This window comes from Pimelobacter sp. 30-1 (genome assembly GCF_018831735.1).
GTDB lineage: Bacteria > Actinomycetota > Actinomycetes > Propionibacteriales > Nocardioidaceae > Nocardioides.
Genome location: NZ_NHTS01000007.1, coordinates 246176 through 267511, shown reverse-complemented (window position 1 = coordinate 267511; position 21336 = coordinate 246176). Strand labels below are relative to the sequence as shown.

At 74.2% G+C, this 21336-nt stretch carries 27 protein-coding genes; 15 read left to right on the top strand and 12 right to left on the bottom strand.

Translation table 11 applies throughout. The features are described from left to right. Positions 1-17: 17 nt before the first annotated feature. A complete protein-coding gene (locus tag CCO04_RS20050) occupies positions 18-1559 on the bottom strand; it encodes a UDP-N-acetylglucosamine 1-carboxyvinyltransferase (protein WP_215815928.1) in 1542 nt (513 codons plus the stop codon). 86 nt (positions 1560-1645) lie between these two features. Between CCO04_RS20050 and CCO04_RS20045 the strand changes: the two genes are divergently transcribed. Continuing rightward, positions 1646-2662: a zinc-dependent alcohol dehydrogenase family protein gene (locus CCO04_RS20045; protein ID WP_215815927.1), complete on the top strand. Its 1017-nt coding sequence runs from the start codon at positions 1646-1648 to the stop codon at positions 2660-2662. Continuing rightward, on the top strand, positions 2659-3465 hold the full coding sequence (locus tag CCO04_RS20040; RefSeq protein ID WP_215815926.1) for a maleylpyruvate isomerase family mycothiol-dependent enzyme: 807 nt from the start codon (positions 2659-2661) through the stop codon (positions 3463-3465). The genes CCO04_RS20045 and CCO04_RS20040 overlap by 4 nt, the downstream gene beginning before the upstream one ends. Before the next feature lie 4 nt (positions 3466-3469). Here CCO04_RS20040 and CCO04_RS20035 read toward each other — a convergent pair whose 3' ends face one another. Both CCO04_RS20035 and CCO04_RS29310 read right to left on the bottom strand, forming a co-directional pair. Next, positions 3470-3622, bottom strand: coding sequence for a hypothetical protein (locus tag CCO04_RS20035; protein WP_215815925.1), 153 nt, complete (start codon positions 3620-3622; stop codon positions 3470-3472). A gap of 73 nt (positions 3623-3695) precedes the next feature. Next, the gene (locus tag CCO04_RS29310; RefSeq protein WP_256448603.1) at positions 3696-3827 is read right to left on the bottom strand and encodes a hypothetical protein; all 132 of its coding nucleotides are present in this window, start codon (positions 3825-3827) and stop codon (positions 3696-3698) included. Positions 3828-3946: 119 nt separating this feature from the next. On the opposite strand from CCO04_RS29310, the gene CCO04_RS20030 reads away from it, so the two are divergent. Continuing rightward, the gene (locus tag CCO04_RS20030) at positions 3947-4795 is read left to right on the top strand and encodes an SDR family oxidoreductase (protein ID WP_215815924.1); all 849 of its coding nucleotides are present in this window, start codon (positions 3947-3949) and stop codon (positions 4793-4795) included. On the opposite strand, the gene CCO04_RS20025 is transcribed toward CCO04_RS20030, so the two are convergent. The 4 genes from CCO04_RS20025 to CCO04_RS20010 form a co-directional block, all read right to left on the bottom strand. Beyond that, positions 4687-5841, bottom strand: coding sequence for a DUF6670 family protein (locus CCO04_RS20025; protein WP_215815923.1), 1155 nt, complete (start codon positions 5839-5841; stop codon positions 4687-4689). The genes CCO04_RS20030 and CCO04_RS20025 overlap by 109 nt on opposite strands. Next, the gene (locus tag CCO04_RS20020) at positions 5838-7448 is read right to left on the bottom strand and encodes an FAD-binding oxidoreductase (RefSeq protein WP_215815922.1); all 1611 of its coding nucleotides are present in this window, start codon (positions 7446-7448) and stop codon (positions 5838-5840) included. Before CCO04_RS20020 ends, CCO04_RS20025 begins: the two co-directional genes overlap by 4 nt. Further along, positions 7445-8068, bottom strand: coding sequence for a TetR/AcrR family transcriptional regulator (locus CCO04_RS20015; protein WP_215815921.1), 624 nt, complete (start codon positions 8066-8068; stop codon positions 7445-7447). The genes CCO04_RS20020 and CCO04_RS20015 overlap by 4 nt, the downstream gene beginning before the upstream one ends. A gap of 65 nt (positions 8069-8133) precedes the next feature. Beyond that, positions 8134-8535, bottom strand: a complete 402-nt coding sequence (locus CCO04_RS20010; RefSeq protein ID WP_215815920.1) for a hypothetical protein — start codon at positions 8533-8535, stop codon at positions 8134-8136. Positions 8536-8595: 60 nt separating this feature from the next. Here CCO04_RS20010 and CCO04_RS20005 point away from each other — a divergent pair, with 60 nt between their 5' ends. Both CCO04_RS20005 and CCO04_RS20000 read left to right on the top strand, forming a co-directional pair. Beyond that, positions 8596-9162: a hypothetical protein gene (locus tag CCO04_RS20005; protein WP_308281383.1), complete on the top strand. Its 567-nt coding sequence runs from the start codon at positions 8596-8598 to the stop codon at positions 9160-9162. Continuing rightward, positions 9159-9602 (top strand): DUF3995 domain-containing protein, encoded by a 444-nt coding sequence (locus CCO04_RS20000; protein ID WP_215815919.1) that lies wholly within the window; start codon positions 9159-9161, stop codon positions 9600-9602. Before CCO04_RS20005 ends, CCO04_RS20000 begins: the two co-directional genes overlap by 4 nt. Here CCO04_RS20000 and CCO04_RS28730 read toward each other — a convergent pair. Continuing rightward, entirely contained in the window at positions 9599-10420 is an 822-nt protein-coding gene (locus tag CCO04_RS28730) for an alpha/beta fold hydrolase (protein ID WP_215815918.1), read from the bottom strand. The genes CCO04_RS20000 and CCO04_RS28730 overlap by 4 nt on opposite strands. 62 nt (positions 10421-10482) lie before the next feature. Between CCO04_RS28730 and CCO04_RS19990 the strand changes: the two genes are divergently transcribed. Continuing rightward, positions 10483-11052, top strand: coding sequence for a TetR/AcrR family transcriptional regulator (locus CCO04_RS19990; protein ID WP_215815917.1), 570 nt, complete (start codon positions 10483-10485; stop codon positions 11050-11052). A gap of 34 nt (positions 11053-11086) precedes the next feature. After that, on the top strand, positions 11087-11851 hold the full coding sequence (locus tag CCO04_RS19985; protein WP_215815916.1) for a glucose 1-dehydrogenase: 765 nt from the start codon (positions 11087-11089) through the stop codon (positions 11849-11851). Here the strand turns inward: CCO04_RS19985 and CCO04_RS19980 are convergent. Next, positions 11845-12348, bottom strand: a complete 504-nt coding sequence (locus CCO04_RS19980) for a GNAT family N-acetyltransferase (protein ID WP_215815915.1) — start codon at positions 12346-12348, stop codon at positions 11845-11847. The two genes, CCO04_RS19985 and CCO04_RS19980, sit on opposite strands and share 7 nt — an antisense overlap. Positions 12349-12395: 47 nt before the next feature. Between CCO04_RS19980 and CCO04_RS19975 the strand changes: the two genes are divergently transcribed. The 4 genes from CCO04_RS19975 to CCO04_RS19960 are packed head-to-tail and all read left to right on the top strand — an operon-like array spanning position 12396 to position 15511. Beyond that, the gene (locus tag CCO04_RS19975; protein ID WP_308281382.1) at positions 12396-12872 is read left to right on the top strand and encodes an AraC family transcriptional regulator; all 477 of its coding nucleotides are present in this window, start codon (positions 12396-12398) and stop codon (positions 12870-12872) included. Between the two features lie 5 nt (positions 12873-12877). Further along, positions 12878-13288, top strand: a complete 411-nt coding sequence (locus tag CCO04_RS19970) for a VOC family protein (protein WP_215815914.1) — start codon at positions 12878-12880, stop codon at positions 13286-13288. A 6-nt stretch (positions 13289-13294) separates the two neighbouring features. Continuing rightward, positions 13295-13753, top strand: a complete 459-nt coding sequence (locus CCO04_RS19965) for a pyridoxamine 5'-phosphate oxidase family protein (protein WP_215815913.1) — start codon at positions 13295-13297, stop codon at positions 13751-13753. Positions 13754-13789: 36 nt separating this feature from the next. Next, a complete protein-coding gene (locus tag CCO04_RS19960; RefSeq protein ID WP_215815912.1) occupies positions 13790-15511 on the top strand; it encodes a sodium:proton antiporter in 1722 nt (573 codons plus the stop codon). A gap of 10 nt (positions 15512-15521) precedes the next feature. On the opposite strand, the gene CCO04_RS19955 is transcribed toward CCO04_RS19960, so the two are convergent. Then, a complete protein-coding gene (locus CCO04_RS19955) occupies positions 15522-16304 on the bottom strand; it encodes an HAD family hydrolase (RefSeq protein WP_215815911.1) in 783 nt (260 codons plus the stop codon). Positions 16305-16349: 45 nt separating this feature from the next. Here CCO04_RS19955 and CCO04_RS19950 point away from each other — a divergent pair, with 45 nt between their 5' ends. Next, positions 16350-16874, top strand: coding sequence for a putative immunity protein (locus tag CCO04_RS19950; RefSeq protein WP_215815910.1), 525 nt, complete (start codon positions 16350-16352; stop codon positions 16872-16874). 12 nt (positions 16875-16886) lie between these two features. On the opposite strand, the gene CCO04_RS19945 is transcribed toward CCO04_RS19950, so the two are convergent. Together CCO04_RS19945 and CCO04_RS19940 are read right to left on the bottom strand one after the other, a co-directional pair. Beyond that, on the bottom strand, positions 16887-17804 hold the full coding sequence (locus tag CCO04_RS19945; protein WP_215815909.1) for an alpha/beta hydrolase: 918 nt from the start codon (positions 17802-17804) through the stop codon (positions 16887-16889). After that, positions 17801-18424, bottom strand: a complete 624-nt coding sequence (locus CCO04_RS19940) for a TetR/AcrR family transcriptional regulator (RefSeq protein ID WP_215815908.1) — start codon at positions 18422-18424, stop codon at positions 17801-17803. The genes CCO04_RS19945 and CCO04_RS19940 overlap by 4 nt, the downstream gene beginning before the upstream one ends. 108 nt (positions 18425-18532) lie before the next feature. Here CCO04_RS19940 and CCO04_RS19935 point away from each other — a divergent pair, with 108 nt between their 5' ends. Genes CCO04_RS19935 through CCO04_RS19925 form a run of 3 tightly spaced genes read left to right on the top strand, consistent with a single transcriptional unit; the run spans position 18533 to position 21329 of the window. Then, positions 18533-20332 (top strand): TIGR03767 family metallophosphoesterase, encoded by a 1800-nt coding sequence (locus tag CCO04_RS19935; protein ID WP_215815907.1) that lies wholly within the window; start codon positions 18533-18535, stop codon positions 20330-20332. Continuing rightward, positions 20329-20760, top strand: a complete 432-nt coding sequence (locus tag CCO04_RS19930) for a hypothetical protein (protein ID WP_215815906.1) — start codon at positions 20329-20331, stop codon at positions 20758-20760. The genes CCO04_RS19935 and CCO04_RS19930 overlap by 4 nt, the downstream gene beginning before the upstream one ends. Further along, a complete protein-coding gene (locus CCO04_RS19925; RefSeq protein ID WP_215815905.1) occupies positions 20757-21329 on the top strand; it encodes a hypothetical protein in 573 nt (190 codons plus the stop codon). Before CCO04_RS19930 ends, CCO04_RS19925 begins: the two co-directional genes overlap by 4 nt. Positions 21330-21336 lie beyond the last annotated feature (7 nt).

Sequence of the window (21336 nt, the reverse complement as noted above, 5' to 3'; positions counted from 1 at the left end):
CGCTCGGCCCATCGAGCTCAGATGTCGCGGAAGGTCTCGATCTCGGCGCCCAGCGAGCTGAGCCTCTCGGCGAGGTCCTCGTAGCCGCGGTGGATCACGTAGGTGCTCCGCAGCACCGAGGTGCCCTTGCTCGCCAGCATCGCCAGCAGGACGACGACCGCGGGCCGCAGCGCCGGCGGGCACACCAGCTCGGTGCCGGTCCAGGAGGTCGGGCCCTCGATCTGGATCCGGTGCGGGTCGAGCAGGGTGACCCGGCCGCCGAGCTTGTTGAGCTCGGTGAGGTAGATCGCCCGGTTGTCGTAGACCCAGTCGTGCAGGTAGGTCTGGCCCTCGGCGACCGCGCCGATGATGGCGAAGAACGGCAGGTTGTCGATGTTGAGACCGGGGAACGGCATCGGGTGGATCTTGTCGCGGGGGGCGACGAGGTCGGAGGGGTGCGTGGTGATGTCGACCAGGCGGGTCCGGCCGTTGGCCGCGAGGTACTCCTCGGTGCGGTCGTAGCGGAAGCCCATCTCCTCGAGCACCGCGAGCTCGATCTCGAGGAACTCGATCGGCGCGCGCCGGATGGTGATCTCGGAGCGGGTCACGATCGCGGCGGCGAGCAGCGACATCGCCTCGATCGGGTCCTCGCTGGGGGAGTAGTCGACGTCGACGTCGATGCTCTCGCGGCCGGTGACGGTCAGGGTGGTGGTGCCGATGCCCTCGACCTCGACGCCGAGCGCCTGGAGGTAGAAGCAGAGGTCCTGGACCATGTAGTTGGACGAGGCGTTGCGGATCACGGTCGTGCCGGGGTGCAGCGCGGCGGCCATGAGCGCGTTCTCGGTGACCGTGTCGCCGCGCTCGGTGAGCACGATCGGGCGGCCGGGGACGATCGCCCGGTTGAGCTGGGCGTGGTACCAGCCGTCGGTCGCCTTGACCTCGAGGCCGAACGGGCGCAGCGCGGACATGTGCGGCTCGACCGTGCGGGTGCCGAGGTTGCAGCCGCCGGCGTAGGGCAGCTCGAAGGTGTCGGCGCGGTGCAGCAGCGGGCCGAGGAACATGATCACCGAGCGGGTACGCCGCGCGGCCTCCTCGTCGATGCGGGTCAGGTCGATGTCCTTGGGCGGGATGATCTCGAGGTCGTTCTCGCCGTTGATCCAGCGGGTCTGCACGCCGATGCTGTCGAGCACCTCGAGGAGCCGGTTGACCTCCTCGATGCGCGCGACCTTGCGCAGCGTGGTGCGGCCCCGGTTGAGCAGCGAGGCGCACAGGAGCGCGACGCCGGCGTTCTTGGAGGTCTTGACGTCGATGCTGCCGGTCAGCGTCGTGGGTCCCTTGACCCGCAGGTGGGTCGGGCCCGCGCCGAGCGCGACGATCTCGGAGTCGAGCGCGCTGCCGATCCGGGCGAGCATCTCGAGCGAGAGGTTCTGGTGGCCCTTCTCGATCCGGTTGATCGCGCTCTGGCTGGTGCCGAGGCGCTCGGCCAGCTGCGCCTGGGTCAGCTCACGGTGCTTGCGAGCGTCCCGGATGAGGTTCCCGATCCGGCCCTTGTAGTCGTCGGTCGGCTCGTCGGAAGTCATGCCTCGACGGTAACTCATATATGAGATAAGGCAAGCACGCGGCGCCCCGGCGCGGCGGTTCCGGCCCAGGTGGAAGACTGCGGGACATGCGCGCGACGACGATCCACGGGACCCGTGACATCCGGGTCGACGAGGTCCCGGACCCTCAGCTCAAGCGTCCCACCGACGCCATCGTCAAGGTCACCGCCGGCTGCATCTGCGGCTCGGACCTGTGGCCCTACCGCGGGGAGAACCCGATCCGTCCCGGCGCCACCATCGGCCACGAGTGCATCGGCGTGGTCGAGGAGGTCGGTACCGAGGTGCGCGACTTCCGGGCCGGCGACTACGTGATCGTGCCGTTCTGCCACTGCGACAACACCTGCGCCCACTGCCGCAACGGCGCGCAGTCGGCGTGCGTCAACCTGTCGATGACCTCCAGCGGCCAGGCCGAGTACGCCCGGGTCGGCCAGGCCGACGGCAGCCTCGTCACCACCGGCGGTACGCCGCCTGAGGACCTGCTCGCCTCGGTGCTCGCGCTCACCGACGTGATGCCGACCGGGTGGCACGCCGCGGTCTGCGCGGGCGTCAAGCCGGGCGACACCGCGGTGGTGGTCGGCGACGGCGCGGTCGGTCTGTGCGCCGTGATCGCGGCCAAGGCGATGGGCGCCGAGCGGATCGTCGCGATGTCGCGGCACGCCCCGCGCCAGGAGCTGGCCCGGGCGTTCGGGGCGACCCACGTGGTCGCCGCCCGCGGCAAGGAGGCGATCGCCGAGGTGCTCGAGCTCACCGACGGCGTGGGCGCCGACGCGGCGCTCGAGTGCGTGGGCACCGGTGACGCGATGACGACCGCGATCGGGGTCACCCGGCCCGGCGGCGGCGTCGGGTACGTCGGCGTACCGCACGGGGTCGAGCTGCCCGTGCGCAAGCTCTTCGAGACCAACATCGGCCTGCGCGGCGGCATCGCCCCCGTGCGCCGCTACCTGCCCGACCTGCTGCGGCTGGTCCAGGACCGGGCCATCGACCCGGGCCGGGTCTTCGACCTGACCCTGCCGATGGAGGAATCGCCCGAGGGGTACCGGGCGATGGACGAGCGGCGCGCGATCAAGGTCATGCTTCGTCCATGACCCTTCTCGGCCCTGACGCCTACCTCGACCACATCCGCACCGAGTCCGCCCGGTTCGCCGACGTCCTCGCGACCTGCCCGCCCGACGCACGGGTGCCCTCGTGCCCCGACTGGACCGCCGCGGACCTGGTGGCCCACCTGAGCGGGGTCCAGCACTTCTGGACCGGCATCATCGCCGGCCGGCCGGTGGCGCCCGTCGACGAGGACGCCGAGGGGCGCGCCCCCCTCGCGTCGTACGACGACGAGCTGGCGCGCTTCCGGAGCACCCACGACACCTTCGTCGCCACGCTGGCGGCAGCCGACCCGGCCGAGCCGGCCTGGTCATGGTCGGGTCCGGACGACCAGAAGGTCGCCTTCACCTACCGCCGCCAGGCCCACGAGGCGCTGATCCACCGCCTCGACGCCGAGCTGGCCGCCGGACAGGTGACCCCGCTGCCCGCGGCGCTGGCCACCGACGGGGTCCACGAGGCCCTCGACGTGATGTACGGCGGCCTGCCCGACTGGGGCCGGTTCACCCCCGGCGAGCACGTCGTCGAGTACCGGATGACCGACACCGCGACCTCGATCTGGACCCGCCTCGGCACGTTCGCGGGCACCTCGCCCGAGGGCAAGGTCTACGCCGACGAGCCCGACCAGCACGTCGTGGCCGACCCGGGCACCGCGCCTGCGCTCGTGGTCGCCGCGACGGCCTCCGACCTCGACGCGTGGTTGTGGCACCGCGGCGACGACGCGCGGGTCGCGATCAGCGGGGACGACGCCGTCCGGGCGCTGGTGACCGGGCTGCTGGGCCAGTCGATCGACTGAGGTCTCAGGCGGGGTGGGTCGGGCCGTGGCCCGCCCCGCGCACCTGGGCGCGGCTGCTGGACCGCCCGGCCCAGTAGACGACCCCGAAGAGCGCGCCGACGGCGAGCGCGGCGACGACCAGGACGGCGACCAAGGTGAGGATCAGCGCGAGGCTCATGGCCTCACTCTGGCATGACCTGCGTCACACCCGGTCTATGACGTGCGTCACACGCCGGGTGATCGGGGCCGGCTCAGGACCGGGTCCGGACCTCGCAGCCGCAGTCGTGGTCGCACGGCAGGTAGTAGTGCCCGGCGTGCCCGCAGTAGGGGCAGGGCCGGTCGTGGGACAGGTGGCCCTGGTCGATGACGTTGGATTCCCGCATGGTGTGTCTCCCGGTGCTCTTCCTTCTTCGATCGGTCGGGCGAGGGCCGACCTGAGGCACCGGCGATCCCCGACCGTGGGAGGAAGACAGCCCGTCGTCACGACGGCGAGGATGCGGGCATGAGCGAGCTGCGCGGCAAGACCTTCCTGGTGTCCGGCGCCAACACCGGGATCGGCAAGGAGACGGTGCGGGTGCTGGCCGGGCGTGGTGCGCGGGTGGTGCTCGCCGGGCGCTCCGAGGACAAGACCCGGGCGGCGATCCGCGAGATCGCCGACGAGACCGGCAACACCGACCTGGACTACCTGCCGCTGGACCTGGGCGACCTCGCGTCGGTCCGGGCGGCGGCCGCGACCTTCCTCGCCTCGGGCGAGCGGCTCGACGTCCTGCTCAACAACGCCGGGCTGGCCGGCAAGCGGGGGATGACCGCGAGCGGCTTCGAGCTGGCCTTCGGCACCAACCACGTCGGGACGTTCCTGCTCACCGAGCTGCTCCGCGACCACGTCGCGGCGACCGGGCCGGGGCGGATCGTCAACGTCGCGAGCACCGGGCACTACCGCGCCAAGGGCATCGACTGGGACGCCGTGCGGCGCCCGAGCGTGACGCGCACGGCGTTCGACGAGTACTGCGTCTCCAAGCTCGCCAACGTGCTCCACGCGCGTGAGCTCGCCCGCCGGATGGAGGGCACCGGGGTCACGACGTACTCGCTGCACCCGGGGGCGATCGCCTCGGACGTGTGGCGCGAGGTGCCGTTCGGCGTGCGCCACGTGATGAAGCTCTTCATGAAGTCGACCGCCGACGGGGCCCGGACCTCGCTCTACTGCGCCACGTCGCCGGACGTGGCGGGCGAGAGCGGGCGCTACTACGACGACGAGCGGGTCAAGGAGCCGTCGCGGGTGGTGACCGACGAGCTGGCGGCCGAGCTCTGGTCGCGCAGCGAGGCGTGGGTGGCGGAGCCCGCGGCGTCCTGACGGCGGTCGACCCACTCGACGTACCCGCTGCCGGTGCACTGCGCACCGCGCCAGGTCGTCTCGTGCCGGAAGGCCGAGACGTAGCCGGTGCCGTGGCCGTAGCGGTACGGCGCGTCGACCTCGGCGTCCATCCGGAGCACCTCGGCGGCGCCGTCGCGGACGGTCCAGCGCATCCGGAGCGGCACCCGCATCGGGCGCCCGGCGGGGTCGCGGCGCGGCTCGGGATCCCAGGCGGTGACCTCGAACCGGACGTCGTCGTAGACCTCGGCGGCGCCACCGCGGGTGCGCACGTGGAGCAGCCGGCAGGCGGTGACGCCGTGGGCGCTGACGTCGGTCAGCAGCAGCTGGGTGTCGGCGTCGAGGTTGACGATCTGGTAGGTGAAGAAGTCGATCGGCAGCTTGGCCCAGCCGGGCAGCGGGCGCCGCAGGAGCGACTGCGGGGAGAGGCTGCGGGCGTACTCGACGGTGCCGAGTCCCGCGAAGGTGTGCTCGGTCGCGTCGTGACGCACGGTGGCGCGGTAGGGCGCGAGCAGGCTGACGTGGTCGTACGCCGGGCTGCGGACGAACCAGGACGCGAGGTCGGTGACGTCCAGCTCGACGTCGGCCTCGAAGGCCGCGTAGCGACCGGCGACGCGCACGCGGGGGAGGTCGACCTCGACGGTGAGGTCCTCGCCCCAGCGCAGCGGCCCGGCCTCGGCGAACGAGCACTCCGTGGCCGCGTCGTAGCCGGCGTGGTGGTGCTGCTCGCCGTGCGCGGTCGCGGAGAGCACCATCGCGGTGTCGCGGGCGTCGGGCGCGGCGATCCGGTCGTCGTCGAAGCAGGTGGTGCCGGTCGCGCCGATGAACGTCATCGTGTTGAGGAAGCGGTAGGGCGCCGGCAGGTCGGGCAGGAAGACGCCGACGTGGGTCCAGGCCCAGGTGCGCGAGCGGAGGTGCGGGCGGAAGAGGTCGGTCCGGCGGAACGGCTCGGTCGAGGCCTGCAGACGGCGGTCGGTGCGCAGGAGCGCGGGCACGAGGAGCGGCGCCGCGTGGCGCAGGAGGTTCACACCAGCACCCCGGGGTTGAGGACGCCGGCCGGGTCGAGCGCGGTCTTGGCCGCGCGCACCGCCTGGGCGAAGGGCTCGGGGCGCTGGGCGTCGTACCAGGGGCGGTGGTCGCGGCCGACCGCGTGGTGGTGGGTGATGGTGCCGCCGTGGGCGATGATCGCGTCGGAGACGGCGGCCTTGATCTCGTCCCACTGGGCCAGGGTGCTGCCCCAGCGGCCGCCCGCGTAGACGCCGTAGTAGGGCGCCGGTCCGTCGGGGTAGACGTGGGTGAACCGGCACGTGACGACGCCCTGGCCGCCGCAGACCCGGGCGATCGCGTCGGTGGCCGCGGCAGTGACGGCCGCGTGGAGGTCCGGGAACGCCGCCCAGGTGCACGCGGTCTCGAAGGTCTCCACGACCATCGCGCGGCGGGCGAGGGCGTCGCGCTGGTAGGGCATCCGGATGAACGCCGAGCGCCACGCCTGGGAGGCATCGCCGGCCTCGGTGGTCGCGCCGTGGTCGCCGGCGTCCGTGGCCCGGTCCCGGGTGGCGAGGACGGTGCCGCCGTGGTCGGCGACCAGCTCGAGGGCCCGGCCGAGCCAGGCGTCGACCGGGTGGTCCGCGGACTCGAAGGCGAGGATGAGCAGGCCGCCGTCGACCGCGGTCCCGGCGTTGATGAGGGCCTCGGCCGGGTCGAGGAGGCGGCAGTTGGCCGGGTGCAGGCCGGACTGGGCGATCGCGCGGGTGGCGGCGACCGCGGCGGCATACGAGGTGAACGCGACGGTGGCGGTGCGCTGCCAGGTGGGGCGCAGCTGGAGGCGCATCCACGCCTCGGTGATCACGCCGAGCGCCCCCTCGGAGCCGAGGAACATCCGGTCCGGCGAGGGGCCCGCGCCGGAGCCGGGCAGGCGGCGCGACTCGCTGGTGCCCGCGGGGGTGACCACGCGCAGCGACGCGGTGAGGTCGTCGATGTGGGTGGCGAGCGTGGCGAAGTGGCCGCCGGCCCGGGTCGCGAGCCAGCCCCCGAGCGTGGAGAACTCGAAGGACTGGGGGAAGTGGCGCAGGGTCAGCCCGTGCGGGCGCAGCTGGGCCTCGAGCGCGGGGCCGTAGGTGCCGGCCTGGATCCGTGCCGCGCGGCTGGTGGCGTCGATCTCGACGACCTGGTCGAGGTGCTCCAGGTCGAGGCTGACGGCCGGGCCCTCGAAGCGGGGCTCGACGCCGCCGACGACCGAGCTGCCGCCGCCGTAGGGGACGACGGGGGTGGCCGTCGAGGTGCACCAGTCGAGCACGTCGACGACGTCCTGCTCGGTGCGCGGGCGGACGACGAGGTCGGGCATCGGGCCGCGGACGCCGGTGAGGTTGCGGACCACGTCGCGGAAGGCCTTGCCGCGGGCGTGCGCGAGCCGGTCGACGGGATCGGCCGAGCAGAGCGCGGCGAGTGCCGCGGGCGGCGCGACCCGGGGCGCCGGTACGGCGAACGCGGCCGGGTCCGGCGGGGCGTGGTCGGTGAGGTCGTGGCCGGGCAGCAGCGCCGCCACGCGCCCGGCGAGGGTGTCGGCCTCGGCGGCCGTGAGCTGTCGGCCCTCGGTGCCCCAGCCCCACCAGGAGCGTCGGTCGGGAACGGTCATCGGTGGGTCTCCTGCTCGTCGAGCGCCGGGGTGCGGGACAGGGCGAGGAGCGCGCGGCGTCCGCGCTCGGTCATCTCGGCGGCGGAGCGGTCGGGGTGGCGCAGCCACCAGCCGACGAGCGCCGAGACGCTGCCCATCCAGATGTCGGTGAGGATCTCGAGGTCGTCGGCGTCGGCGACCGCGTCGAGCGCGGCGAGGGTCCCGACGCCCGAGCGGGCCTGCTCGGCGATCCGGACCCGCGCGGTCCGCGCCGCCCGGTGCGCGGCGGAGCCGGCCGGCGTGGTCCGGTCGTTGAGGACGTTCCAGTCGTGGGGCCGGGGCGCGAGCGCGGTGAAGATGGCCGCGAGCGTGCCCTCGGCCAGCGTGAGCGGCGGCCCGCCCGCGGCGAGGACGGCGTCGATCCGGTCGGCGATCGAGGCGCCGGCCCGGTCGGCGCAGGCGGCGAAGAGGGCGTCCTTGGAGCCGAAGTAGCCGAGGACGAGCTGCTTGGAGACGCCGGCGCCCGCCGCGATCGCAGACAGCGAGGCGCCCGCATGGCCGTAGCGGCCGAACTCGGCCGTCGCGGCGTCGAGGATGAGCTCCTCGCGCTGGGCGCGCGGGACGCGCTTGCTGCCGGGCATGGCGGACCTCCGTGGTTGACCGATCGGTAATTTACCGATCGGTCAACGAACGTCAACCCCCAGGCTCAGGACGCCAGCGCCGCGACCGCGATCAGCCCGAAGAGCAGGGCGAACAGCACCACCAGGCCGGCGATCAGCGGGACCAGGCCCGGCGTGCGCTGCTTCTCGAACCCGATCCGGCCGCTGATGAACGTCAGCGCCGGCGCCGCGTAGAAGACGTCGGCGGTCTGCCCCGGCGCCACCTGGAACTGCTGCTCGGCGTGGCCGTAGCGCCACATCCACTGCGCGTGGCCCGAGACCCGGTGCGGTCCGGGGGCGATCGGGTAGACGTTCTGGCCGTACTGCGCCGCGACCGGGTAGCCGTCGATCTGGATGCTCGGCGTGATCATCGCCAGCATCCGGTTGCCCTGGACGGTCAGGCGCAGGTACCCGGGCGGCGGCGGAGGGGGCGGCGGCATCTGGCTCATGGACTCACCCTAGGAAACCCGGCGCGCGGGCCGGGGAGGCGGGCGCACTACAGTTGTAGTGTGGCTGGTGCGCAGGGGCGTCTGCAGGACCGGAGGGCGACCGCGCTGGTGGCGGCGATCGACCTGCTGGCCGGCGGGGGAGCGCGCGCACTGACCCACCGGGCGGTGGACGAGCGGGCAGGACTGGCGCCGGGCTCGACGTCGAACTACTTCCGGACCCGGGCGAGCCTCGTCGCCGGCGTGGTCCAGCAGCTCCTCGACGAGGACCTGGCCCTGCTGGCCGGCCTCGGTCCGCTGCCGGCGGAGCGGGACGTCGCGCCCTTCCTGGTCGGCTACGTCGAGCTGAGCCGCACTCGGCGGCGGACCGCGGCGCTGGCCCGGCTGGCACTGCTCGCCGATCCCGACGCGGGCGAGCTCGCGGCCGGCCGGAGCCGGTTGCTCGAGGCTGCCACGAGCGCGCTGGCCGGGCTCGGGCTCGCCGATCCCCGCGCGACGGCCGGCGTCCTGGTCGACCTCGTCGACGGCGCGATCGCCGGCGCCGTCGCCTACGGCCACCCGACCTCCGCGGCCGCCCTCGGCCGCGCGATCGACGCCATCGTGACCACCGCCTCCGAGGAGCCGACATGACCACTACCTGCCGCACTGCCGCCTGCCGTACCGCGGGGTGGGGGCTCGCCGCCGCCGGAGCGCTCCACCTCCTCTGGGCGAGCGGGAGCCCGTGGCCGGCCGGCTCGCGCGAGGTATTGGCCGACGCCGTAACCGGGTCGCGTGCGGGCCTGCCGCCGGCGCCGCTCACGGTCGCCGTCGGCGCGGGGCTCATCGGCGCCGGCGTCGCGTCGGCGACGACCTCGGCCGGCGGGGACGCTCGCGCGCGCAACGTGCTGCGCGGGGTGGTCGGCGCCGGCCTGCTCGCCCGGGCGGTCCTCGGCGGACGCCGCGCGACCCAGGTGCTCGGGATGGCGGAGCCGTCGGAGAGGTTCCTCGGCCTGGACCGGCGCTGCTACCGGCCCCTCGTGGGCGTGCTCGGCGCCGGGGTGCTCGCGGGGATCGAGCGCGGCGGCCGCTAGCGGGTGGGTGCGACCAGGGCGAGCAGGGCGTCCCAGGCGGCTGCGCCGAGCCGGCGATCGGCCTCCTCGGTGCCGCCGCGGGCCATCCGCTGGCCGGCGGCCACGACGTCCTCGCCGGGCAGGATCGCGCGGTGCCCGGCCTCGGGGTCGGCGACGAGCGTCGTCGCCAGCCCGTACGACGCCCGCCGCAGCACGATCTCCTCGGCCTGCTCGCGAGCCGGCCAGACCTGGTCGTCGTCGCCCGCGACCACCAGGAGCTCGGGGATCCGCTCGACGGGGAGGGCCGCGGCGGCCACGCCGTCGGGATCGAGGGCGCGTGAGGCCCGGTAGAGCCCTACGTACGACGGCGGGTCGGCGTCCGGCGTCCAGCGCTCGTCGTAGCGAACGTGGGGGAGCGGCACGCCGTCCAGGGTCCAGTGCGCGGTCTGCCGCCCATCGGCGTCGAGACCCGCCCACATCACGTCGGTCGGGGCGAACGCCGCGACTGCGGCGACGGGCGCGTCGGTCAGGCACGCGGTCGCCAGCGCCGCCTCGGCGCCGTACGAGACGCCCGCGACGACGACCCGGTCGCACGCGGCGGCGAGCGCCGTGACCCGGGCCGCGAAGGTCTCGAGCGGGATCTCCCACGGGCCCTCGTGCTGCCCGGGCCCGCCGAACCACTGGATCGACTCGGCGAGCACGCCCTGCTCGGCCAGCAGGCGGGCGCGCTGCTCGTCGACGCGGCCGCTGGAGCCGCCGAGGACGAGCGCGCCCACGCCGTGGTGGGTGCCGGGGGTCCAGCGGACGCCGGCCGGGTCGCTCAGCTCGGTGCGGTGCACGTCACCGACCCTACGCACCTCTTTAGTGGCAGGATCTGCCACTAAAGGAGTACGCTGGAGCCATGGCCCGACGCCCTCCCGGCACCGCGACCCTGCTGGGGATCGCCCGGGCGTGCGCCGACGTGTTCGTCGCGGCTGGCGACTCCAGCCCGACCGTGGCCACCCTCGTCGCCGCGTCCGGGGTCTCCGAGCGCAGCTTCCACCGCTACTTCCCGACCAAGCCGGACTGCCTGCGCCCGCTGTTCGACGACGGCAACGCGGCCTATGCCGCCGCGCTCGCCGCACAGCCCGCGGACCTGCCGCTGGGGGAGGCGGTGACCCGCGCGTTCGTCGCCGCGAACCACACCATGAGCGACGCCGACTCCCGCGCGTTCATGCGCACGGTCTTCGGTGACCTCGCGCTGCGCCGGGTCTGGCTCGAAGCGAGCTATGCGACCGCCGCGGTGCTGCGGCCCGCCGTCGCCGCCCGGATCGGCGCCCCCGAGCACGCCGTCGCCACGACCGTCGCGTGCGGTCAGGCGATCGTGCTCGCCATCTCCGCCCTCGCCCACATGGTCGAGGACGGTCTCACCGCCCACGAGGCGGCGGCCGCGGCCGGCGCGGCACTCTTCGCCGGCGTACGCCACGAGTAAGCGGCGCCATCGCGCCGCAGGGAAAGGAAGCACCATGGATCTGCAGGACAAGGTCGTCCTCGTCACCGGAGGCGCCCGGGGTCTCGGCGCCGCGTTCGCCCGCGGCATCGTCGCCGCCGGCGGCCGGGTCGTGATCGGGGACCTGCTCGACGACGAGGGCGCTGCTGTTGCCGCCGAGCTCGGCGAGGCCGCCCGCTACGTGCACCTCGACGTCACCAGTGAGGAGTCCTGGGCCGCCGCTGTCGCCGCGAGCACCGACGCCTTCGGCCGCCTCGACGGGCTGGTCAACAACGCCGGCATCTCCGCCACCGGTCAGCTGACCGCCGACGAGCCGACGGACGTCTTCCGCCGGATCATCGAGATCAACCTGATCGCCGTGCACACCGGACTGCGCGCGGTCGTCCCCGCGATGCGCACCGCCGGCGGCGGCTCGATCGTCAACATCTCCTCGGCCGCGGGCCTGATGGGCATGGCGATGACGAGCGGCTACGGCGCCGCGAAGTGGGGCGTGCGCGGGCTCAGCAAGATCGCCGCGGTCGAGCTCGGCCGGGACCGTATCCGGGTCAACTCGGTGCACCCCGGCATGGTGCTGACGCCGATGACCGCGCCGACCGGGATCGTCGCCGACGAGGGCGCCTTCCCCAACAACCCCTACCAGCGTGTGGGCCGGCCCGAGGAGCTCGTCGGTGCCGTCGTCTACCTGCTCAGCGACGCCGCGTCGTACACGACCGGCGCCGAGCTGGCCGTCGACGGCGGCTGGACCGCCGGTCCGTCGGTGGAGTACATCGCCGGTCAGTGACCCCCGGAGCGAGGGACCGGTCGCTCCATCCAGACGTTGTCCGGTCCGCCGATCTCGTCGGCGGACCGGTGCGTCTCGGTGAAGCCCTGGCGCTCGTAGAACGCCCGCGCCGCCGTGTTGCCGTCCATGTGCGCCAGGCGCACCACCCGCAGACCCGCGGCGGGGCCGGTCGTCACGGCCTCGAGCAGCGCGTGCCCGGCGCCGGTCCCGTGCGCCTCCGGCACGACGTAGAGCCGCCACAGGTCGAGCGCGTCGCCCTCGACCGTGTACGCCGCCATGCCGACCACCGCGCCGTCCCGCTCCGCGACGAGCACCCGCCCCGCGGCGATCGACTGCGCCGTGCGCTCGCGGCTCCACCACTGCTCCAGCCCGGTCCGGACGTAGTCGGCCCCCGCGATCGGCGTGTACGTCGGCGGCCAGGTCCGGTGCCCGACCTCGCGCACCGCGTCGACGTCGTCGGCCTGGGCGGTGCGGACGGTGACGGGCTCCCGAGTCATGGCGCCACGCTATCCCCGTCGGCACGCGGGTTTGCGACAATGTCCGCGTGGCCAGCGAGACCCCGGGCATCGACCCCGAGCGGCTGCGCACGCTCGCGCTGCTGCGCAAGGTGCGCGACCGGATCGACCGCGAGTACGCCCAGCCGCTCGACGTCGACGCGCTGGCCCGCGACGTGCACCTGTCCTCGGGACACCTGAGCCGGGAGTTCAAGCGGGCCTACGGCGAGCCGCCGTACTCCTACCTGATGACGCGGCGCATCGAGCGGGCGATGGCGCTGCTGCGCCGCGGCGACCTCAGCGTCACCGACGTCTGCTTCGAGGTCGGCTTCTCCTCGCTCGGCACGTTCAGCACCCGGTTCACCGAGCTCGTCGGCATGGCGCCCAGCGCCTACCGCGACGAGGTCGCCAGCCGTGACGCGGCCCACGAGGGCGTGGTCGCCGAGCCGCCCTCGTGCGTCACCAAGAAGGTCACCCGACCGATCAGGAATCAAGAAGCGGACCCGTTCCCCACGCGACTAGCGTGACGGACATGGAGATCAGCATTCAGCACAGCTTCCTTCCACAGACCGACCCCGAGGCATCGCTGGCGTTCTACCGCGACGTGCTCGGCTTCGAGGTCCTCAACGACGTCGGCTACGGCGACATGCGGTGGATCACCGTCGCGCCCCAGGGGCAGTCCGGCCCGTCGGTGGTCCTCGCGCCGCCGGCCGCCGACCCCGGCATCACCGACGACGAGAAGCGCGTCATCGCCGAGATGATGGCCAAGGGCACCTACGCCACGCTGGTCCTCAGCACGCCCGACCTCGACGCGACCTTCGAGCAGATCCAGGCGACCGGCGCCGAGGTCATCCAGGAGCCCATCGACCAGCCCTACGGCGTGCGCGACTGCGCGTTCCGCGACCCGGCCGGCAACCACGTCCGTATCAACCAGGCCGTCTGAGCGCACGTGGCCGACCTGCCTCCCGCCCGCGACGGCGCCACCCGTCGTACCGACAGCCTGGCGCTGCTGAGCACCCCCGCGATCGACGTGTGGGTGGCGACGGCGTCCGCGGACGGCCTGCCGCACCTGGTGCCGGTGTCGCTGGCCTGGGCGGGGGAGCGGGTCGTGCTCGCGGTCGACGGCGCCTCGCTCACCGCGCGCAACCTGCAGGCCTCCGGCCGGGCCCGCCTCGGCGTCGGCCCGACGCGCGACGTCGTCATGATCGACGCGGTCCTGGAGCGCACCGCCGGGGTGGACGCCGACGCGGCGCTCGGCGAGGCCTACGCCGCCCAGGCCGACTGGGACCCGCGCGGCCTCGCCGGCTACGTCTTCCTCGTGCTGCGACCGGAGCGGCTCCAGGCGTGGCGCGAGGCCAACGAGACGGCCGGGCGGACCCTGCTCCGCGACGGCACGTGGGTCGTGTGAGCCTTTCCGGCGGAGGCTCTTCCTAGACTCACCCGGGTGAGTCACGAGTTCGTCCTCATCGCGGCCGCCGGCCTGGCGATCAGCATCGTCGCGTCGGTGTTCTCCCGGCGTACGGGCGTCGCGGCGCCGCTGCTGCTCGTCGCGCTCGGCATCGGCACGAGCTTCATCCCCGCGACCCCGCACCTCGAGCTGGAGCCCGAGCTCATCCTGGCCGGCGTCCTGCCACCGCTGCTCTACGCCTCGGCCGTGCAGCTGCCGGTGATCGACCTGCGCCGCAACCTCTCGCTCATCACGTGGCTCTCGGTGGTCATGGTGATCGTGTCGGCGGTCGTGGTCGGACTGCTGGTGCACCTGGTCTTCCCGGCGATCCCGCTCGCGCTCGGCATCGCGCTCGGCGCGGTGGTGAGCCCGACCGACGCGGTCGCCGCGACCGCCGTCGGGCGCCGGGTGGGCCTGCCACCCCGCCTGGTGACGGTGCTCGAGGGCGAGAGCCTGGTCAACGACGCGTCCGCGCTCGTCGTCCTGCGCTCGGCGATCGTCGCGGTCGGCGTGACCGGTGCGTTCAGCCTCGGCGAGACCTCGGTCGACTTCGTGTGGGCGGTCGTGGGCGCCGGGCTGGCCGGCTGGTTCGTGGCCTGGGTGACGGTGCTGGTGCGCGAGCGGCTCGACGACCCGGTGCTCAACACGACGATCTCGTTCGTGACGCCCTTCCTTGCCTACGTGCCGGCCGAGGAGATGCACGCCTCCGGCGTCCTGGCGGTCGTGGTGGCCGGCCTGGTCACCGGCGCGATGGGGGCCAAGCGGTTCAGCGCCCGCGACCGGCAGACCCAGACGACGACCTGGGCGACGATCAACTTCATCCTCGAGAACGGCGTCTTCCTGGCGCTCGGCTACCAGCTGCCCATGCTCATCGACGACGCGAAGGCCGAGACCAGCACCGGCGAGGTCGTCGGCATGGTCGCGCTCGTCCTGGCCGCACTGGTCGCGCTGCGCTTCGCCGGTCTCGCCTGGCCCGCCCTGGTCGGTCGCTACGGACCCTCCGACCGCAGCGAGCGGGTCCGCGAGCGGCTCGACCAGATCGAGCAGCGCGTCGACACCTGGGAGCCCAAGGACGACCGCGAGGAGACCCGCCTGCGCTGGGCCCGCCGCCGGATCGCGCGGGCCAGCGCCGACATCGCCTTCGAGGAGCGCGAGCCCATCACGGCCCGCGGCTACGTCGTCCTCGCCTGGGCCGGGATGCGCGGTGTGGTCACGCTCGCGGCCGCCCAGACCATCCCGAGCGGGACGCCGCACCGCGACACCGTCGTCCTCGTGGCGTGCCTGGTGGCCATGGTCTCGCTCGCCCTGTTCGGGCTCACCCTGCCCGCGCTGATCCGGCGGATGGACTTCCCCTCGGCCGATCCCGCCGAGCGCCGCGACGACCTGCTCACCCTGATGCGCCAGATCGCCGAGGACGCCACCGACACCCTCGGCCCGCTCGACGAGCAGCGCGTCGACGGCGAGCCGCTCGACCCCGCCGTCGTCGAGTCCCTCAAGGAGCGCTTCCTGCCGATGCTCCTCGCCGGCGTCCACCGCGCCGCCGAGAGCAAGCCGGGCCAGCGCGAGCAGGCGTTCATCGTGCAGCGCCGCTACCTCGACGCGATGCGCGAGGCCCTGCTCAAGGAGCGCTCCATCGGCGCCTTCAGCACCGAGACGTTCAAGCAGGTCGAGGGATTCCTCGACCGCGAGGAGCAGCGCTTCTCGGGCCAGCCCGGCTAGCCCGGCCAGCTCACAGCAGCGTCGCGAGGACCTGCGCGACACCCTCGTCCGCGCACGGCGGCGCGACGTGGTCGGCCACCTCCCGGACGCTCTCGTGCGCGTCCGCCATCGCGTACGACGTCCCCGCCCACGCCAGCATCGGGATGTCGTTCGGCATGTCCCCGAACGCCACCACGTCGGCAGCCTCCACCCCCAGCCCCGCGCACAGCGCGACCAGCGCGCTGGCCTTGGTCACGCCCGTGGCGCTGATCTCCATGAGGCCCGGCACCGACCAGGTCGGCGTGGCCAGGTCGCCGACCGCCGCGACGACCCCGTCGCGCAGTACGTCGGCGCTGCTGCCCGGCGCGCGCACCAGGAGCTTGACGGCGGTCGCGTCCCACACCTCGGCCAGCGGACCGCGGACCGCGTCCGCCGGCAGGTGGTAGGGCTCCTCCCAGTGCGGGTCCTGCCGGATCCCGTCGAGGCACTCCACCGCGAAGGACGCACCGGGCACGCTCTCGGCGATGGCCGCGACGAGCTCCAGGCCGGGGCCGGGGTCGATCCCGCTGACGGCCACGGGCGTGCGCCGGTGGACGTCGTACGTGATGGCGCCGTTGGACACGATGGCCCGGCCGTGCTCGCCGACGTAGCGCCACAACGGCTCCATCCAGCGCAGCGGCCGGGCCGTCACGAAGACGATCGGCACCCCGGCGGCGTCGGCGCGGCGCAGCACCTCGGCGGTGTACGGCGGCACGGAGTCGCTGTCGTAGGGGAGCAGGGTCCCGTCGAGGTCGGTCGCGACGAGGAGGCTCATCCGCGGAAGCCTAGACCGCACCGCGCGGCCACTAGCGTGGCGGCCATGATCCTGCCGCCGGTCCGGGACCCCCGGTTCACGACCCTGCGCCGGGGCGGGTCGCTGACCGACACCGACCACCACCTGCTCGCGCAGTGGGCCGCGGAGTGCGCCGAGCACGTCCTGCCGCTCTTCGAGGCGGCGCAGCCCGACGACCCCCGGCCACGCGCGGCGATCGCGGCGGTCCGCGCCTGGACCCGCGGCGAGATCACGATGACCGCCTCCCGCACCGCCGGAGGTCACGCGATGGGCGCGGCCCGGGACCTGCGCGGGGCGCCCCGGCACGCCGCCTACGCCGCCGGGCAGGCGGCGGTCGTCGCCCACGTCGCCGCGCACGAGCTCGGTGCGGCCGCCTACGCGATCAAGGCCGCGCGGGCCGCCGTACCGGACGAGAAGGGCGTGCCGGGCGAGGAGGCACGGCGGCGCGAGTGCGCCTGGCAGCGCTCGCGGTTGCCGGAGGCGATCCGGTACCTGGTCCTCGACGACCAGCGGCTGCGCAACGACCTGTGCTGGTCGGTGTTCGACGTCTGAGCCGGCCCGGCCCTAGCCGCCGGACGTCAGGTGCGCGGCGAGCCAGGCGTCGATCTCGGCCGTCGCCGCCGCGGCCAGGGGCGTCGGGTGCACGGTGAACCCGTGGGGCGCCTCGGGATAGATGCTCAGCGCGACGTCGACCCCGGCCGCGGCGAGCCGTCCGGCCATCGCCAGGTTGTCCTCGAGCAGGACGTCCTCCGCGCCGACGACGAGCAGCACCGGAGGCAGCCCGGTCAGGTCGGCATAGACGGGGGAGAGGTCGGGGTGGGTCCGGTCGGCGGCCGCGCCGGCATAGGCGTCGAGGAAGTACTCGTCCGCGATCCGGCGTCCGGCCGGGGTCTGCCCGCTGAGGTCGAAGGTGCCGAACTGCAGCACCGCCGTACGAAAGGGTGCGAGCCCGCGCTCGCGCATCCGGAGCAGGGTGGCCGCGGCCAGCGTCGAGCCCGCGGAGAAGCCGAGCAGTGCCAGCTCGGTGGTCCCGAAGCGGTCCGCGGCGTGCTCGGCGAGCCAGAGCGCGACGCTCGCGCAGTCGTCCGGAGCGGCCGGCCAGGGGTGCTCGGGGGCGAGGCGGTAGTCCACGCTCGCCACCACGACACCGAGTGCGTCGGCGAGCCGTCGGTTGCGGACGTCGCTCGCCGCGGCCGAGCCCAGGTAGAAGCCGCCGCCGTGCAGCTCGAGCACCACACCCGCGGGCGGTACGCCGGCCGGCAGGTGGATCCGCACGGGCACGGTGTGGCCGTCGGCACCGACGAGCTCGGTGAGCGGAGGCGGGTCCGCCGGGACGGGCACGGGCACCGCGGCGCGGAGGGCGTCGAGCTCGGCCGGGCCGGACGGACCGCGGCCCGGCACCCGGCCGTCGTAGAAGGCGCGGGACTGCTCCGCGAGCGGGAGCAACCGGGGGTCGACCAGGTGGGCGAGCCCGAGCCTCACCGGGCCTCCTCGCTGAGGAGGGCGGCCACCACGTGGGGGATGACGGTGTCGATCGCGTGGCGCACGGTGCCGTCGGTGTCTCCGGTCAGCAGCGCTCGTCGTACGGCGTCGTTGTAGATGCCGATGATCGTGTCGGCCAGCTCGGCGACCGGCAGCGACGCGGACGCGCCGGCCGCGGCCAGCACCTCGGTCGCGACCTCCTCGACGGCGGCGCGCATCGCGCGGTCGAGGTCGGCGATGGCCGCGCGCACGTGGGGCTGGTCGAGGCTGTGCACCTCGAACTCGGTGGTGAGCCGGAACCACGCGGGATCGAGCCGGAAGGTCGCCGCGACCGCACGGGCGAGGTGCTGGGTGAGCACGACCGGGTCGGGTGCGCGCTCCGGCGCGCCGAGGACGCCGGCGACGGCCTCGCGCAGCCGGCGTACCTGCTCGTCGGACTCGATCCGGTAGAGCTCGAGGAAGAGCTCCTCCTTGCTCGCGTGGTTGGAGTAGAACGCCCCGCGGGTGAACCCGGCGCGAGCGCAGATGGCGCTGACGCTGGCGCCCCGGATGCCGTGCTCGGCGAACACCTCGCGGGCCGCCGCGACCAGGCGCTGCTGGGTGTCGGCACGGCTGCGCATGGCGAGCAGTCTAGGTCGATCGGGCGTGCCTCTTCCCGTCGCCGCGCCTGCTCGATACATTGTGTATCCAATTCGCGGAGGGCAGGGGAGCGACATGAGGACTCGGGTGTGGCGGGGCTGAGCAGGCGCGCGTTCGTGCACGGGGTCGGGGCGCTCGCGGCCGCCGGCGGTCTCCAGGCGGACGCCTTCGGAGCCCAGGTCGCCCGGCGACTGGCCGCGGTCGGTCCGGCGGCGCGCCTCGACGACATCCCGTCGACGCTCCAGCAGACGTTGCTGCGCGGCTCGGTCGTGCAGGGGGAGTACCGCCGGCTCACGACCGGCGCCGGCGAGCCCTACCTGCCGCGCCTCGACCTGCTCCGCCGTACGCCGGACGCGGGCCGGGTGAAGGATCGCCGGTCGCTGCTCTACCTCGCGCACCTCTCGGACCTGCACCTCATCGATGCCCAGTCGCCGTGCCGCATGGAGCCGATGATCGTGCAGAGCGAGTCGACCTGGGCCGGCGCCTTCCGGCCGCACGAACAGCTCACCGTGGCGACCGTCGCGGCGATGGTCGACGGCTTCCACCAGGCTCGGTTCAGCCCGCTCACCCGGGCGCCGATGGGCGCCGCGGTGGTCACCGGCGACAGCGCCGACATGCTGTCGAACCTCGAGCTGCGCTGGTACATCGACCTGCTCGACGGCGGCACCGTCGACCCCGGCTCCGGCGGCGACCGCTACCACGGCGTCCAGGCGTGGGCGGACGCCGACTGGGCCTACCGTCCCGACGACCCGAAGGGCAGCGCGTACGCCCGCTACGGCTACCCGCGCCTGCCCGGCCTGCTCGACCAGGCCGTGGGCCGCAAGGTCCGCTCGATCGGCCTCGCCGCGCCCTGGTACGCCGTCTTCGGCAACCACGACGTCCTGCTGTTCGGCGCCTTCGGCGTGACCGAGCAGATGGAGCGGATGGCCGTCGGGAGCCGCAAGTCCTACTCGATGCCGACGACGCTCTCGACGATGCTGACCGACTACGCCGCCCAGAACAGCGCCTGGACGCAGGCCGGTAGCGTCGCCCGCGAGCTGCTCGGCGCGCCCGGCACGAAGTCGGTGCCGGCGAACCCGGAGCGCCGGCTCTTCGACCAGAAGGCCTTCATGGCCGAGCACTTCCGCACGGCCTCGCGCCCCGGCCCGGTCGGCCACGGCTTCACCGAGCGCAACCTGCGCACCGGCGAGACCTGGTGGCGTGCCGACCTCAGCAGCACCGTCCGGCTGCTCGGGCTCGACACCTGCAACGCCGTCGCCGGCCCGGACGGCGCCGTCGTCGAGAGCCAGCTCCAGTGGCTCGAGCGCGAGCTCCAGCAGGCCGAGCGCGACCACCGGCTCGTGCTCGTCGCCTCGCACCACAACAGCCGCACCCTCGACAACCCGTCGCACCGGCCCGGCGCGACCGAGCGCCTGCACCACTCGTCCGACGTGGTCGAGCTGCTGCTGCGGCACCCGGTCGCGATCGCCTGGCTCAACGGGCACACCCACGTCAACCAGATCCTCGCCCACCGATCGGGGGAGAGCGGGTTCTGGGAGATCACGACCGCCTCGTGCATCGACTTCCCCCAGCAGCAGCAGACCGTCGAGATCGTCGACAACCGCGACGGGACGCTGTCGCTCTTCACCACCGTCATCGACCACGCGTCTCCCGCCGTACCGACGGGGGACGGGTTGGCCGTGGACCTCGCCTCGCGCAGCCGCGAGCTCGCCCTCAACGACTGGGTCGAGTCACCCCTGATGCGCCGCGGCTCGCCGCTCGACCGCAACACCGAGCTGCTCCTGCCCGCGCCGTTCCCCCTCGACGGCGTCACCGACGCCACGCTCGAGGCGGAGCGGATGACCCACCTGGCCCGGATCACCGCGCACGAGCAGGCGGCCGGCCGATGAGCACCGCACCCTGGCCGGTCCGCGCCCTCGTCGCCGTCGCCGAGCGCGTGCCGCACACCCCGCGCGCCCGGCGCGCGATCCTCGCCGTCGCCGGACTGGCGACCGTCGGTGCGGTCGCCGTGGCCGCGAGCTCGGTCGACTCGGTGTACGAGGGTCTCGCGCCCGTCAGCGGCGACCGGGCCTCGAACGTCCGGGTCGCGACCATCGACTTCCTGCTCGCCGCGGAGACCTCGTTCCTGGTCGTCCCGGACTGCATCGCGTCGGCCGCCGGCGAGGTCACCTGCACCGGGACGACCGTCGACGGCGAGGTCCTCAGCTCGCGCTCGCCGGCCGACGACCCGGACGTCGTGGAGATCCGGGTGGGGGAGAAGGTCGTCTACGCGGGCTCGATCGCGGACGTGCTCGCGGACGCGGCGGAGGGCCGATGAACGCCGACACCGCCGCCACCGCCGCCACCACCGCCCGGCTGCCGATCGCCGGCGTCACGCTGACCCTGACCGCGCTGGTGCAGGCCGCGAGCGTCGTCCCGGCGCTGGGGCGGGGCCCCGGCGGCCTCCTGGTCCCGGCGCTCGTCGCCGGCCTCGCGATCGTGCTGTCCCTGGCGGTCACCGCATCCTGGACCGCCGCGCCCTCGGCCGCCGCCTGGACCGGACCCGACCTGCGGCTCCTGGCGTGGTCCGCCGGGTCCGTCGTCGCGGTCAGCGCCCTGCTCGTCGTGCTCCCACCCGCGGCGCTCCTCCTGCTGGCCGTGCTGCCGGGACCCCTGATGACCGTCGCCGCCGGACACCCGGTCCGGCGCGCGGGGGAGGCGTGGCGTCGTACGCCGGGGCGGGCGGTGGGCCGCACGCTCCTGACGCTCGCGCTGGCCGTCGTGGTCTGGCTGCTCGCCGTCGTCCTCGGGCTCGTCGACGCGGGTGTCGCGGGGGCGTTCGCGTGGTGGGTCGTCGCGGGCGTGGTCCAGGTGCGGGTGCTGCGGATGTGGTCGCGCGGCGCCTAGGGTGCTG